This window comes from Brevibacillus sp. NPDC003359 (assembly GCF_042878995.1).
Lineage (GTDB): Bacteria > Bacillota > Bacilli > Brevibacillales > Brevibacillaceae > Brevibacillus.
In genome coordinates this window covers 725,041-740,684 of the sequence record NZ_JBIAOR010000001.1, presented here as the reverse complement: position 1 = coordinate 740,684, position 15,644 = coordinate 725,041, and the positions used below count along the sequence as shown (strand labels likewise).

The following is a 15,644-nucleotide window of genomic DNA, read 5'->3' as shown; positions in this document are numbered from 1 at the left end:
AAAAAAATGCAGCGCATCCTCGTGATGAGGGGCTCTGCATTTTTGGTTTACTTAACCAGTAATCATCCGATTCACTTGCCCAGTGATCAACAGCATCGATTGCAAGACAGGCATCATACTGACAAGATCCTGCGAGTGGAAGCGTACCGTGCGTCCCTCGATGAGTTCCATTCCTGGCATCCAGCTGACTGCTGTAGCAAATTGTGATTTCGTAAACTCGACTTCTATCGTATTCTCTACACTTTGTTCAAGCGGTTTAACTGTACTGCGATGGAGCAATGCCTCTTTTGCTTGCTGTCGGATCAGTTCTCTGGCACGAACAGGATGCATCGCTTGCGACGAGAGGCCCGTTATCCCTGTTTTCACGGCGACCGTAAAGACTCCAGGGATATCTTCTTCCACTTCCTTTGCTGTTTGGGAATCTCCGGTAACGAGTACGACAGGGACACCAAAGGCTCCAGCGATTGCTGCATTTAATCCTGCTTCGCCCACCTCTTTGCCATTTAAGATAAGCCGATGGATAGCAAGGCCAGACAACGTATGATTGAGTACTGCATCTCCTGTTCCCGCTTTTCCATGATAACCGATGAAAAATGCGGCATCGCAGCTGCTGTCGATCCCCTGCATCATACAGAGAGGTTTGAAAAAACCACGGATGATATCTGCCTGTGGATGCAATTCTTCCAGAATGATATTGTTCATCGGTCCATGAGATTCATTGACGATAATTTGGGTGGCTCCGGCTTCCAGTGCACCCTCAATCGCCGCATTTACATCTTGTGTCAACAGTCGCCTCCCCGCTTCATAATGTCTGCGACCGGGGATGACATCCTCCCATTCGCTGAGTCCGGAGATCCCTTCCATGTCCAACGAAATAAACACCTTCATGAGTAACCTGCCTCCTTGTCTTTGGTTAGATTACTTTCGGCATTTGGCGCGATCCCATCGCCAAGCGCTTGATTTCACCGTCTGAATTGCGAACAAAGCGGATGAGTGAATCGACGCTGTGGCGAGTGAATAAAAACGTATCTTCTCCAACAGAACGCATTGGGAACACATCACTGCCTAGAACGAGTGAGAGTTGTCTCATTGCTTCATCGAATCTGATCTCTACTACGTCCCCTTCTCCGGATTTGTATGTACCGGGACATTGCTGCAAGTAAGCAAACGTTACCTCACATTCGGCAAACGTGGCGAACTGCGTCTCGAGCGGGCGACCGAACATGCTGTTTAACAATCCTAATGTCAGATTGGAAATGGGGGCATCATCCATGTTGGTCAAAAGAATCCCGGTTACTCCCGCCTCTGGGACGATGAACATTTGCGCGGTGATTCCTTTTAAGCCGCCGGTATGGGTCAGTAAGGTATACTCTTCTGAAAATGGCATCACGCCAAGTCCGTAACCATAGCTGCGGCTCAAATCAATGCGGACATGCGGCGCAGTCATTTGCGCTGCGCTATCACCCGAGATGATTGTCGTTCCATTTGAAAGCCCGCCTGTCCGATAGACATCCGCATACCGAAGCATGTCACGTGCGGACGATTTGAGGAAGCCTGCTGCACGCATGGAGGGAGCATCCCACCAACCGGGGGCACGTACTACTTCACGAACGCCATCATTCATGCGAGGTGTGTACAGCATGGTCGTATTGTCATCCTCGCCTAATTCCTCCACATGAAAAACCGTTCGTTCCATGCCAAGCGGCTGTAAAAGATGTTCGTGGACATAGGTTTCGTATGTTTTGCCGCTGACACGTTCAATGATTGCGCCAAGCAAGCCAAAAGCTTCGTTCGAATAACTGAATTGTGTCCCCGCAGGCCCTAACAACTCAAAGGGAAACTTTGCCATGTACGCCATGAGGTCTTCAAAGGAAACGATCGGATGTTGACATTCTGCTTCAAATTGCTGGAGTAACGGTTCTGCTGTCGGATCGGCTTGTATGCTGGGTAGCATTGCGGGAATGAGAGATGGAAGTGGTGGAAAGCCGAGGGAGTGCGTCATGAAATGATGAATGGTAATGCTCTTCGTTTGGGCTTCGTTCGGTGTGTGAAACTCAGGCAAATAGGTGATAACTGGATCATGCACGGAAAGCTTCCCTTCCTCTTGAAGCTGCATGATCGCCATACAAGTAAACGACTTCGTGATCGACCCGATGCCAAATACCGTATCCAGATCGATGGGAGCTTTCGTTTCTCGGTCCCGAAAACCAAACGCTTTTTCATAAGTGAGTTCTCCGTCTTTGGCCACGGCAATGATTGCACCGGGAACCTGAAAATCATCCATCAGCCTTTGAACGTATGCTTCAAACGACGCTTCCCACTCATTCCTTTTCATGTCATGCCTCCTTGGGTTCATTACTTACAAACAGGAAAGCAATTTCGGTTTTGTTTTCGAAGTATACACTTCAAAATAAACAAAGATATGAAGTTAGTGCACTAGTAGAATTATAAGCGGAGGATTGAAAAACGACAATATATAAATCTGAATATAAAAAATATTCATTATAAAACCTCGTCATATAAAAAATAGCCCTTCGTCGTGTATGACGCTGGGCCCTGAAATGTCACTGGTCAGATCCAGTATTCCCACTTTTCTCTTGTTTACGAGTATTCCTTGATTAAACGACCGGCAATGATGTTCTTTTGGATTTCCGAGGCAAACAATTTCACCATGGCGGCTTCTTTGATCACATTCTTGCCTTGATCGACGAGCGATGCGACATGATACGTAAACGCACGCAGAGTTTCACAGTCCAATGCCATTTCTGCCAAGTAGTGCTGGATTATTTGTTGTTCCATGATCGGCTTGTCAAATTGAATGCGCTCCATCGTATATTTCATGGACAAATCCAGCAGTTTTTGGCAAGAACCGAGATTTCTGGCAGCCAAACCTGCCCGGCCATTCGCCAAGATTTTGAGGGCATTGGTATAGCCCTTTACTTGGCGGTTTAGCGTACACGTCATTTTTAGCCTGCTGGTGTGGACTCTGCAAACTGACTGTTGTATAAATCAGCATAAAAGCCATCTTGCGCCATCAACTCGTCATGTGTTCCTTGTTCAATGATCGTTCCCTTGTTCATGACGAGGATCAAGTCAGCGTTTCTAATAGTAGATAGTCGATGTGCGATCACGAAGCTGGTACGCCCCTTCATTAGCTCATTCATCGCTTCTTGGATATGCACCTCGGTTCGTGTATCGACGCTGCTGGTTGCTTCATCCAAAATCAGAATGGTAGGGTCTGCTAAAATGGCACGAGCGATGGTCAACAGCTGTTTTTGCCCTTGAGAGATATTCGAGGCTTCTTCATTTAAAACCGTCTTGTATCCTTCTGGTAGCGTGCGAATAAAGTGATCGGCACGAGCCGCCTTCGCTGCGCGAATGATATCCGTATCAGAAGCGTCAGGGTGCGCATACGCCAAATTATCATGGATCGTTCCGTTGAACAGCCACGTATCTTGCAGGACCATACCGAACAAGGAACGAAGATCGCTTCGTTTCATACGTGTAATATCGACGTCATCGATCAGAATCGCTCCTCCATTAAGCTCATAGAAGCGCATAAGCAAGTTAATCATAGTCGTCTTACCCGCACCTGTTGGGCCCACGATCGCAATCTTTTGTCCTGGCGATACTAAGAGATTGATGTCTTGCATCAGCAAATGTTCTTCTTTATAACCAAATTTGACGTGCTGAAATTCCACTTTGCCTTTCGGCGCTGCAATTGTGACTGGCTCCGTGTTTTCAGGCACTTCCTCTTCTTCATCCAAAACTTCAAAGACCCGCTCCGCCGACGCGATGGTGGACTGGATCAGGTTGGCGATGTTCGCTGTTTGCGCGATTGGCATCGTAAACTGACGAGTATATTGGATAAAGGCTTGGATATCACCGATTTCAATCGAACCGTTCGTAGCGAGAATCCCACCGACGATGCAGACGAGCACGTAGCCGATATTTCCGATGAAACTCATAACCGGCATGATAATTCCTGATATAAATTGTGCCCTCCATCCAGCTTCATACAGCTTTGCATTGATTTGATCAAATTTCTCTTGAGACTTCCGTTCATACCCAAACGCCTTCACAACCTGATGCCCCGTAAACATTTCTTCTACATGCCCATTCAATTCGCCAAGTGAGCTTTGCTGTCCAATGAAATGCTTTTGTGACTTCGAGGCGATTTGTTTCGTAGCAATGGCACTGAGCGGCAACGTCAAAATCAGAATGAGAGTCAATAATGGGCTGATCGTTAGCATCATAATGATGGCACCGATGATCGTCACGATGGATGTGATGAGCTGTGTCAGGCTTTGCTGGAGCGTGTTGCTGATATTATCAATGTCGTTCGTGACACGACTCAAAATATCCCCATGCATTTTCGAATCAAAGTATTTCAGGGGCAGGCGGGACAATTTCTCATTGACTTGCTCACGCATGTCATAGACGATCTTTTGCGATACTCCTGCCATCACATATTGCTGCAAATAGCTGAACAGCGCACTGATGACATACAATCCGATCAAAAGGACCAGGATATCTGCGATATACCCAAAGTCAAATGCAATTTCCTTTGGCTGTCCCTGCATGAGACCGATCATGCCTGCGAAAAGGCTCGTTGTCGCCTTCCCCATCAGTTTAGGACTGACAATAGCAAAGATCGTACTCAAAACGGCAGCAAGAAACACGATGATCAGCTGTACGCGGCGTGGCCGGAAGTAGCCGATCAAGCGCTTGAGTGTGCCTTTAAAGTCCTTTGCTTTTGCTCCCGGCATCGCCATTCCCATCGGACCACCCATGTGGCCGCCACTCTTTGGCGCTTGCTTACCTCCTCCAGATTCACTCATGCGATCTCCTCCTCTGTCAGTTGGGATCGTACGATTTCCTTATAGACTTCGCAGTTTTGCATGAGCGCTTGATGTGTACCCATACCCGCAATCGAGCCTTCATCCAGCACAATAATCTGGTCTGCGTCCATCACAGTGCTAACCCGCTGAGCCACGATGATTAACGTGGATTGGTTCTTCTCCATCTCTTCTTTTAATGCGGCTCGTAATAACGCATCTGTTTTGAAATCCAACGCGGAAAAGCTGTCATCAAACATATAGATGGCCGGTTGACGGACAATCGCTCGTGCAATGGATAACCGTTGCTTTTGTCCACCAGACACGTTCGTGCCGCCTTGGGAAATGTGTGCCTCGTATCCGCCATTCATACTCGCAATAAAATCGCCTGCCTGCGCAATTTTAGCGGCATGCTCGACTTCGGCATCTGTAGCTTCTTTTTTACCGAAGCGAATATTTTCAGCGATCGAGCCTGAAAAGAGCAGCACCTTTTGTGGAACATAGCCGATTTTTGCTCGCAATTGCTCGAGAGGCAAGTCGCGTATGTCAACGCCGTCTACCCGAATGGTTCCGGAAGTCACATCGTAGAAGCGGTCAAGCAGATTGAGTATCGTCGATTTACCGGAGCCTGTCCCTCCGATAATTGCGGTGGTTTGCCCCGGTCGAGCTGTAAAGGTGATCGAGGTCAACGCGGGATGTTCTGCACCCGGGTAAGAAAAAGTTACATCCTGAAACTCCACCGTGCCTGGAGTTGTCGTTTTCGTTCGGGTCACAGGCTCTGGGCGATCATAAATGGTCGAATGTAAATCCAACACCTCGTTAATCCGGATAGCAGATGCAGAAGCGCGTGGAACCATGACGAAGATCATGGACAGCATGACCAACGAAAACATAATCTGTGTCGCATATTGAATGAACGCCATGAGATCACCGACTTGCAGATCCATATTGCTAACACGGTGGCCACCAAACCAAAGTATGGCAACGGCAGACAAATTAAAGGTCAGCATCATAATCGGCATCAAGGCTGCCATGATTCGATTCACGTTAATCGCTGTCTGCGTCAAATCGGCATTCGCTTCGTTAAAACGCATTTTTTCCGCATCCATGCGGTTAAACGAGCGGATCACACGTATTCCTGTTAAGCCTTCCCTCACGACCAGATTTAGCTTATCCAGCTTCTTTTGCATAGCTTTGAAAAGAGGCATCCCCTTGCGTGCGATAAGGAAAATGGATAAGGCTAGAATGGGTACTACTACTGCAAGGACTAGCGTCAGCTTTGCATCCTTAGATGAAGCCATGATAATTCCACCAATACACATCATGGGAGCAGCGACCATGATACGCAAAATCATGATCAGAACCTGCTGTACCTGGTTAATATCGTTCGTTGTTCGAGTAATGAGTGAGGCTGTACCGATTTGGTCGATCTCCTGCATCGAATAGTGTTCTACTTGCTTAAACACTTTGGCACGCAACTCGCGCCCAAAGCTCATGGCAACCTTGGAAGAGAAGTAACTGGCTCCGATGGAACAGAAACCCCCACCAGCAGCGACGAGTAACATAAAACCGCCAACCTTCCAAATAAAGAAGGTGTCTCCATGCACAATCCCAACGTCAACGATATCTGCCATTAATGTTGGCAAGTACAGATCGGATAACGATTGGACGAATACAAGCACCAATATCACTGCGATCGGCCATTTGTAGGACGTCAAGTATCGAAACAGCCTCATCATACGGATGCACGCTCCCTTTCCTGTCTCTTCCATACTACAATTCCAATCGCCTTACGGTTGTATGCATATATTTGCGAACGGTATCCGCAGCCACTCCGTTTTCCACCCCAAAAAAAGAGGGCAAGCCCATTAAGTAAGCGGGTCGCCCTATCGTAGTTTGTTCTTATGAATGAAGCTACATCGTCCTTTTCAGCCCACTTCCTTTTTTGAGTTCGGAAGGGGGAAAACCATATTAATAGGCCAAATCGTGAAGAGAAACGGGATTTATCAGGTTGCAAGAACTGGGATCATTACTTTGCTAATAAGCTCACTGAATTTGTTTATTCGATCAGCTCAGTGTTGTTAATGCTTCTCGCGTAAATGGTTGAAGTTCTTCGGTATTGCCGTTACGAATTTTTGATACCCAAGCCGGATCGCTCAGTAGCGCACGTCCAACTGCCACAAGATCAAACTCTTCTTGCTCGATACGTTCAATCAGATTATCGATGTTAGCGGGCTGACCACCCTTGCCTTCGGTGAATAGACTCAGGAACTCAGAGTCCAATCCAACAGATCCTACGGTGATGGTTGGTTTTCCAGTCAGTTTACGAGTCCAGCCAGCCAGGTTTAGATCAGAGCCTTCAAACTCCGGCTCCCAGAAGCGTCGGGTGGAAGCATGGAAGATATCTACACCGGCTTCGGACAGAGGTGTAAGGAAAAGCTTCAATTCCTCATGCGTCTTTGCCAGTTTGGATTGATAATCACTCGGTTTCCATTGCGAAAATCGGAAAATAATCGGGAAGTCAGGACCGACTGCGTCCCGTACAGCCTTAATCACCTCTACAGCAAATTTGGTGCGGCCTACAAGATCACCGCCATATTCATCTGTACGCTTGTTGGTGACTTCCCAGAAGAACTGGTCAATCAGGTAGCCATGTGCTCCGTGAATTTCCACTGCGTCAAAACCAATTTTCTTAGCTTGAGACGCGGCTTGTGCGTAAGCCTGAATGAGATCGTTAATTTCTTTTATGCTGAGTGGTTCTGATACCTTTTCACCAGTAAGACTTAGACCAGAAGGACCGATTGGTTCGACATCTGATTCTGGGAATTTCTCCTTTTGGCGAGCCATGCCGGTATGCCAAATCTGCGGAGCAATTTTTCCGCCCGCCTCATGTACTTCTCGAACAACGCGTGCCCATCCGTCCAGCGCTTCCTCTCCATAGAAATGTGGGATATTCTGGTCTGCACCCGCAGCTGGATGCTCGATTAGCGTTCCTTCGGTGATGATTAAGCCCACCTCGTTCTCTGCGCGTCGACGGTAATAGTCAGCTACATTGGGCCCTGGAATCCCTTTCGGTGAAAAACTGCGGGTCATGGGTGCCATAACAAACCGATTTTCAAGTTTCAGTCCTTTGTATTCAAACTGGGTGAATAATGCTGTTACAGATTTTGATGAATTCATGTGATTCCCTCTTTCTTTTCACTATTTTTTCAATCTAATTTTTCCCTACCACTCTTGAGCGGTAGGGGTAACAATCACATTATATTACGATTTATTAACTCTAAACCTTTTAAGCCCCCACTCCTTTACTGATTTTGTGAGTAGAGCTTTGTATTTTAAATGCATGCGCACGCATCTAATTTACCATCATCCTTTTTCACCTGTCAACCGATAAGTGTAACGGCGATCCTTACACGAAAAAAAGCCGCTATTCCCGTTGGTTAGGAAATCGTGGCTTTTTGCAATTACTTCTTTTGCACTAACAATTGTATTGCATCATCAAATTTTCCATCTGAAAAAGCAGATTGGAGAATTTCATTCATCGTCACGAGGTATCTCTGGAGTTTTTCTTCACCTAATTCAGTTAGCTGAGTATAAACGCCTCTACGGTCGTCTTCACATACATTTCTCTGTAAAGCTCTGCAGTTCTTTGCCTCAAGTCTTCCAACCAGCCTTGATATCGCACTTTGACTTAATCCAACCCGTTCCTGTAATTGTTGTAACCTCAGTGTTTTATTACTTTCTTTCGATAAAAAGTAAAGGACGTAAAACTCTTTTAAAGAAAGATTGTAATTTTCTCGTAAATCTTTTTCAAGCATATTGGAAATACTTTCAGTAATGTGAGTAAGAGCCAACCAATCGTTTATAAGTTCATGATTAGGGTCGATTTTCATAGTAAATTCCACCTGTTCTAGACTATCTATCATGCTAATCCGTTTCATTATAATACATAAAGGTATCACGCTCCAAACTCTCGTCACGATTACTTCTTTTGTTCGATTCTATCGGACTGGAAGCAAAAACAAAAAAGCCCTCACTTTCCGCGAGGGCTGCTGAAGATGCTTCTTATTAGTCTTCGATTTCTCCATCACGATCTGTTACCGCAAAGTTGTAATTAATAGAGCGTGTAAATGGTTCGCCGTCCTCATTGATGCCGGTTACGTCAAAGGAGAGATTATAAACGCCTGGCTTAGTCGGCACGGTAAAATTGCCAGTAAGCTCATCTTCTTTTATGGCAAACTTCACTTCATCAAGGACGCTTGCTTTTTCGCCGTTCAGTGAGCGAGTCAGGTTTGCTTTTTCCAATAGCGATTGATCAATTTCGTTTTTGCCCAAGTCGACGGAAATCTTCGCTTTGTCGCCTTTCTTGAATACCTTTTTGCTCGCCTTTACTTTCGCTTCTTCTCCACCATCCACGGAACCCACCATGAAAAAGGCATCGTCAGAGCCCTCCACTTCAAGTGTCCATTCGCCTGCTTCAGGCTCCTCTACTTCAATGAAGTGATGAACAGCACCTTGGAATATCTCGGATTCATCCTCCGATTCGCTTTTTTCACTGCGGTCCGCTTCATACTTTTTGCCAGACGGACTGATTAGGGTCACAACGGTGTCTTCCGACGAGGTCATCGTATCCAGATTGAACTGATCGATTCCGCTCTCCAGGAAAAATGTTTCCGAGACGTTGTCTTCCACTTCGCCACCACGGAGAATGACGGAGCTCTCTTCCAAAGTGGTTGTTTTTGATTTTTCTTCGCTTGCTTTATTTGCACCGCGAACAGAGGCCTTTTGCAATTTCGGTTCGACCAGATTCCATGTATTCGAGGCTTTCACTATTTGACCGTGGGAAATGTCTTTGGTAAAGCTCTTAATCCCATAAGGCAAACCGAAGGCAGATTCTACGGAAACAGCGCCATCATCTTCACCAGGAATAGCCGCATGACCAAACCAGGTAGGACTAAACATGCCATCGTCCCCTGTTCCGGCGGCCATGTATATCTTTGTTGAACGATTTTCGGTACGGTTGTCAGTCTGGGAACGGTAGTTGGCCATGTATGACGTTTGGAGGGAATACACCGCATCGTCTTTTTTGCCAAGAATGTCAGCGAGCCATCCCGCCCAATTGCTGTAAGCCAAGTCAGCCAATTCTGAACCCTTGTTTGGCGTAGAAATCTGGTGAACGACGTTGACATACGGATGTGCGCCGTAGTGGACGAGTGCTGTCTGTGTATCGATGCCGCCTTTGGAATGTGCAATGATATTGATTTTGGAGACACCGTAATAATCTGCGACCTTTTTAATGACTTCCGCGAGCTTGGCTCCGTTTGTCCACATGTTGCCGCCAGTACCATCCGCGTCCTTCAGTTGCACAAAAGCAGTACGATACCCGGCGTTATAGGCTGCATCATAAAATCCGTCTGTTGTATACCAGGTATTGTAGGTGGAGTGCAGACCTTGGACAAATAGGATCACAGGCTTGGCGTCGGATGCATTGGGAGGCACCGCACCTGTGTACCAGTCACCAAAATGACCATTTGGATTGTCGTCATGCAAAGACGGAGGTGGAGCAGCTGCGCTTGCAGCTTGCGGGTAGACCAGAGCCGTTGATAATGTAACGGCCGCCAGCAAACGAGATAATGCTTTCTGATTCATCAAAAGAACACCAACCTTCACCTTAGAATTTATTGTTGCCGTACACAATCATTAGAATTGTGCACGGATTGCAACTGTTTGTTCCGCATTCAATGTGTCTTGAATGATCGCAAGGATCGGATTCATTTGGTGATGAATAAAGAAATGTCCACCAGGCATGGGGTAAAATTTGCAGTCTCGCCCGCCATAGTCTCGCCACGCCACAATATCCTGGAGTTCAATCTTATCTTCTTTTCCGAACAAAACCGTCATGTTGACAGGAATTTGCCGAGGAAGATCGGTATTCATTTCGTAGGTTTGCACGGCTTGGAAATCAGCGCGAATCGTGGGCAAAAATAGCTCCAAGAGCTCGTGATTGTCCAAAACTTCATCGGGAGTACCCCCAAGTGTGCGTAACGATTCGAGGAACTCGTTATGCGGCAGGTCGTATGTTTTCACCAGTTTGTGATACGCATGTGGCACACGGGAAGCAGACAAGAACAAGTGCTGGGGCAGTGGCCCTCCATTCTGCAACAGTTTTCGTGTCAGTTCAAACGCGATTAATCCGCCCATGCTGTGGCCAAAAAAGGCAAATGGCTCTTTCCCCAGCTCTGGTGTGATCCTTTGGTATACATCCTCCAAGACCTCATAAAACGAGGTGAGAAGAACTATGCTATCGCCCAGAAATGAAGGCCGGACCTCGAATGGATCAATTTCCAAAACCGCTGGCGATAATACCCGCCTCCAACCGTAATAGATGCTGGGAAGCCCCCCTGCGTACGGAAAGCAGAACAGTTTCATCTCTTTCCCCACCCTTTCCTCATCATGTAATGACATCTAGATCCTTCTGTAAAAAAGGGCCTGATGCAAATCTTGTAAATCCTTCCTGACTACTTGATCAGCAAACTGATTGATAGTACCGCAAACTGACAATTTGTATCCTGGGTCGATCTCATACTGTTGAAATGACCAAGCAACACGCGAATCATTTTGCGTTAACGATATCGATTGGTCCAGATGTTTTCGAATGGCGAACGATTGCAATGGGATGGATAGCCCCATGCCTCTGGCTTTTATATAACTCTCCTTCAAAGTCCAAAGGTCGAAGAAATACGAAAGCTGGTCATTCGGATGTTTCGCCAGGAGATCTTCTACTTCGGCTTGTGCAAAGTAATGAGTAGCAACATCCAAGTCAATCGGACATATTTGCTCCACGTCAATCCCCACCTGCGAGTCATGCGTAGCGCAGACTACCCATTCTCCGGAATGCGAGACATTAAAGCAGAAGTTGGGAAATGATTTGAAAAATGGTTTTCCGTATGCATTGTAGTCATACTCGATGTTCTCATTGGGAATCTCATAGGCTTCACTAATGAGAGAACGTGCAAGCACATCCGCGAGCAACGCTCGATAGGAATCAGCCGGATTTCTGAAACGGTTGACCCGTTCCCGTTTCGCTTCGGGTAGTGCATGCAAAAATCGATTGAACAACTCTTTATCCATGACAGCAGGACATTTCATAGCGTAAATGGCAATCACGTAGGACTCACTCTTCTTTCCGAGAATTCAAGACTACTAACTTGTTCTGCGCGATCCTTTCGCTGCTGCACTTCATACAATTTGGCATACGTGCCGTTGTGCTCCATTAACTCAACATGGCGACCTTGCTCGATGACCTTTCCTTGATCCATTACGTAAATCACATCTGCATCCTCTACGGTTGACAGGCGATGAGCGATGACGAGTACCGTTTTATCTTTCATGAGTGCGGCCAATGCTTGCTGCACCCAATATTCCGATTCTGCATCCAAAGCGGAGGTTGCTTCATCCAGTAGAAGAATCGGCGCATTTTTCAGAATGGCTCTTGCAATCGCAATTCGCTGACGCTGACCGCCAGATAGCTTCGCACCTCGTTCTCCTGTTTTGGTCTGGTAGCCATCTGATAGCTCCATAATAAAATCATGCGCATAAGCTGCTTTGCTTGCCTTGATGACATCCGTTTCCGAAGCATCCAGGCATCCATAACGGATATTGTCTTCGATGGTTCCTTCGAACAAAAAGGCATCCTGCGGTACATAAGAGATCATGCTTCTTATTTCTGCTAGAGAATACGCTCCCATGGGCTTGCCCAGTAAATAAAGAGAGCCGCTCGTAGGTGGGTAATATCCTAACAGGAGTTTCATGACGGTGCTTTTTCCACTCCCACTCATTCCTACTAGACCAGCCATTTGGCCTTGCTCGACTCGCAACGAAACACCATCCAGCACGTTTGTAGCTTCGTTGTATCCGAAAACGACCTGATCCAATTTCAGCATGCTTTCTGATTGCTGGTCTTTGTCGGACCTCTGCTGATACTCTTCTGGCTCGATCGGTTCATTCAGAAACTCGACGACCCGGGAAGCCCCTGCTAGCGAGGTCTGTAACGCTGTGATGACTTGGCCAAGCTGGAGAAACGCCATCGTAACAAGCATCTGTTGTTGAACCAAGGCGACCAGCACGCCCAACCCGATCATTTCCTTGGAAACCATCATGATTCCAAAAACAAGCATTCCTCCGAAGCTTAAGAATTGGATGAAAAAATTGGTCCCTTCCAATAATCCGTGTTTATGCCCTTGCTTAATGGCAGACCTAGTTACTTCTTCGTTTGCTTCCGTGTAACGGGCGGTCACAACGTTATGTAAATGAAACATTTTGATGATGGGCAACCCCGACAAAAAATCGTTTAATCTTTCTGTCCCCATCCCCATCTGCTGTTGCATTCGGTCCCCAATGCGCCGCACCGACTTGGCAAACAGCGTATTTACATAAAGAGTCACTGTGCTTACGAGCAGCAGGACGACGGCTATTTTCCAATCCATAGCAAACATTCCAATGATCGAACCGATGAGCGACAGCAGGATGATGCTTAACGTTTTTAATTGCTCTGCGTACGCGTTTTCCATAAGGACAACATCGTTGCCCAGTCTCGACATCGTATCTCCCGAATGATGCTGCTCATAATAATCGAAAGGCAGCTTGCTCAATCGTTGATAGACCTGAAGCCGAATGTTAGCAATGAGCTCACGAACGCATCGTCGATAGATGTAGCTGAAAAACGGTGACAGGATACTCAGCAAGAGAAACATCACAGACATGGTGACAATCGCTCTAGTTAATAAAGCTGGGTCTTTTGTGTTCGCCAAATCCGTCAGATCCTTGAACACGAAAGGCAAGGATACCAATACAGCAGCTTGACCGATTCCGTCTCCCACGAGTCCCAAAATATACGCTCGCTTTTTGGATTTCATAAACGACAGCAATTGAAGTAATTCACGCATCAAGTTCTGGATGAACATGCCTATACCCCCTCTGCTGCCAGTGATCTGTGCATCTCTGTGGCAAAATGTTTTTGATACAATCTGGTGTAAACGCCGCTTTGGGCAAGCAAATCGTAGTGTGTACCTCGCTCAACGATTTGTCCTTGCTCCAGAACAAGCACTTCATCCGCATCTTTTATCGTGGACAGGCGATGAGCAATGACGAGAACGGTCCGATTTTTCATCACCGTTTCCAGTGCTTCCTGAACCAAAGCCTCCGACTCTGTATCTAAGGCAGATGTGGGTTCATCCAGCAGCAGAATCGGGGCGTCCTTCAGAATTGCTCGGGCAATCGCGATGCGCTGTTTCTGTCCTCCGGATAAACGAGAGCCTCGTTCCCCCACTCTTGTTTCATAACCTTGTGGCAGCTCCATAATGAAGTCATGGGCATTGGCTGCCTTTGCCGCTGCGATAATCTCGTCTTGTGTCGCATGAATGCGTCCATAAGAGATATTTTCCGCAATAGACACAGGGAATAACGTCGTATCCTGAGAAACCATGGAAAGATAGCTCCGCATGTCCGTCATATTCCAGTCAGTCATAGAATGCCCGAATACTTTCATGCTCCCGTTGCCAGGTTCCATTCGATAAAACCCGCACAGCAGTTTCATGATGGTGCTCTTTCCACTCCCGCTGGCACCTACTAACGCAATGGTCTTGTTCGGATGTAACGTAAAGCTTACGTTATCAAGAATCCTTGCCTGATCGTAAGCAAACGTAACGTTCTCAAACTGTACCGGAATCTCCTCTGGATCAACAGAAATCGCAGGCTGATCATTTTGTTCAACAGGCTGTGTAAAAATTTCTTGCAGCCGCTTTGCCGCACCTGATGTTTCTTGAACTTGGGCAAACAGCACAGGTGCGAGTGAAAGCGGTTCGATAATAAAGTGAAGCAAATAGCTAAAGATGACCAAGCTACCCAGATCCAATTCTCCCGCCTGAATCAAATAACCACCGTAAGCGACAAAAAACAGAATGGGGGACGAAAACAATAAAATCCCTGGTGCTGTCATCCACGCGCGCTTCTTCTCTGCCTGGATCGCATTTTTCAATACCTGCTTCATACCCGCATGGTATTTCCGATACAGAACATCTTCCAATTGAAAAGCTTTGACCATGTGAATTCCGGAAAGAGTATCTTGCGCGATCGCGTTCGTTTGACCCAGATGGTCCTGCATTTTCTCCGAGTACTTTTGAAGCGGTCTGCTCATCCAGCCTGTGATGGCGATGGCGACTGGAAGGATCGCGACGCTGAAGATGATTAACTTCCAATTGATCGTCAACAACAGTCCGAGAGCTCCGGCAAAAACAACTGGCAGATAAAAAAGCTGGAAAAAATGCTTTTGCAAAAAGCTTTGTAAGATTTGGGCATCCGTTGTTAAGCGAGAAACGAGATCGCCGGAATGATATTTATCCATGGTAGACATGGGGAATTTTTCGAGATGAGAAACCATGCTGTTTTTCAAATCTCTCATGGCTCTTGAACTGAATCTAGCTGCCGAATACGTGATGAGATATTTCGAGAGAAAACCGACAATGGTCATACTTAAAATGATGAGGGCAATACTGACCAGCTTGTCGAAATCGTTCGTTTGTTCGACCATGGTTTTGATCAGGATTCCCATCCAAATGTCTGCCACGGCCACAAGAAGCGAGGCGATGATGCAGATAATGACCCAACCTCGATAAGGCTTAACAAACGAAAGTACCCAGCCAAACACGGGCTCTTTCTTTCTCTGCTGATCTTGCTTGGTAAAAATCATGTGCTGCTCCTCTCCAAGGATGTAATGGATGAACTCCCCTTGGAAAACCTTTTTCCCAA

Annotated in this window: 11 protein-coding genes and 1 pseudogene; all 12 read right to left on the bottom strand. The window is 46.7% G+C overall.

Going from position 1 to position 15,644, the window contains the following annotated elements; all coding sequences use genetic code 11:
* Positions 1-51: 51 nt before the first annotated feature.
* Positions 52-888, bottom strand: a complete 837-nt coding sequence (locus ACFYU8_RS03325; protein WP_390295840.1) for a M55 family metallopeptidase — start codon at positions 886-888, stop codon at positions 52-54.
* A 25-nt stretch (positions 889-913) separates the two neighbouring features.
* Positions 914-2,335 (bottom strand): serine hydrolase domain-containing protein, encoded by a 1,422-nt coding sequence (locus tag ACFYU8_RS03320; RefSeq protein WP_390295841.1) that lies wholly within the window; start codon positions 2,333-2,335, stop codon positions 914-916.
* A 266-nt stretch (positions 2,336-2,601) separates the two neighbouring features.
* Positions 2,602-2,952, bottom strand: a pseudogene (locus tag ACFYU8_RS03315) (acyl-CoA dehydrogenase family protein); the annotation flags it as partial.
* Between the two features lie 14 nt (positions 2,953-2,966).
* Entirely contained in the window at positions 2,967-4,841 is a 1,875-nt protein-coding gene (locus tag ACFYU8_RS03310; protein WP_390295842.1) for an ABC transporter ATP-binding protein, read from the bottom strand.
* Complete coding sequence (locus ACFYU8_RS03305; RefSeq protein WP_390295844.1) at positions 4,838-6,577, bottom strand: ABC transporter ATP-binding protein; 1,740 nt, start codon at positions 6,575-6,577, stop codon at positions 4,838-4,840. Before ACFYU8_RS03305 ends, ACFYU8_RS03310 begins: the two co-directional genes overlap by 4 nt.
* 328 nt (positions 6,578-6,905) lie before the next feature.
* A complete protein-coding gene (locus ACFYU8_RS03300) occupies positions 6,906-8,018 on the bottom strand; it encodes an NADH:flavin oxidoreductase (RefSeq protein WP_390295846.1) in 1,113 nt (370 codons plus the stop codon).
* A gap of 284 nt (positions 8,019-8,302) precedes the next feature.
* Positions 8,303-8,731, bottom strand: a complete 429-nt coding sequence (locus ACFYU8_RS03295) for a MarR family winged helix-turn-helix transcriptional regulator (RefSeq protein WP_390295849.1) — start codon at positions 8,729-8,731, stop codon at positions 8,303-8,305.
* A gap of 175 nt (positions 8,732-8,906) precedes the next feature.
* Positions 8,907-10,487 (bottom strand): esterase/lipase family protein, encoded by a 1,581-nt coding sequence (locus ACFYU8_RS03290; protein ID WP_390295851.1) that lies wholly within the window; start codon positions 10,485-10,487, stop codon positions 8,907-8,909.
* A gap of 51 nt (positions 10,488-10,538) precedes the next feature.
* Complete coding sequence (locus ACFYU8_RS03285) at positions 10,539-11,267, bottom strand: thioesterase II family protein (RefSeq protein WP_390295853.1); 729 nt, start codon at positions 11,265-11,267, stop codon at positions 10,539-10,541.
* Between the two features lie 36 nt (positions 11,268-11,303).
* Entirely contained in the window at positions 11,304-12,005 is a 702-nt protein-coding gene (locus ACFYU8_RS03280) for a 4'-phosphopantetheinyl transferase family protein (RefSeq protein WP_390295855.1), read from the bottom strand.
* Positions 12,002-13,801: an ABC transporter ATP-binding protein gene (locus ACFYU8_RS03275; protein WP_390295858.1), complete on the bottom strand. Its 1,800-nt coding sequence runs from the start codon at positions 13,799-13,801 to the stop codon at positions 12,002-12,004. Before ACFYU8_RS03275 ends, ACFYU8_RS03280 begins: the two co-directional genes overlap by 4 nt.
* Positions 13,802-13,803: 2 nt before the next feature.
* The gene (locus ACFYU8_RS03270) at positions 13,804-15,585 is read right to left on the bottom strand and encodes an ABC transporter ATP-binding protein (protein ID WP_390295860.1); all 1,782 of its coding nucleotides are present in this window, start codon (positions 15,583-15,585) and stop codon (positions 13,804-13,806) included.
* Between the last annotated feature and the right edge of the window lie 59 nt (positions 15,586-15,644).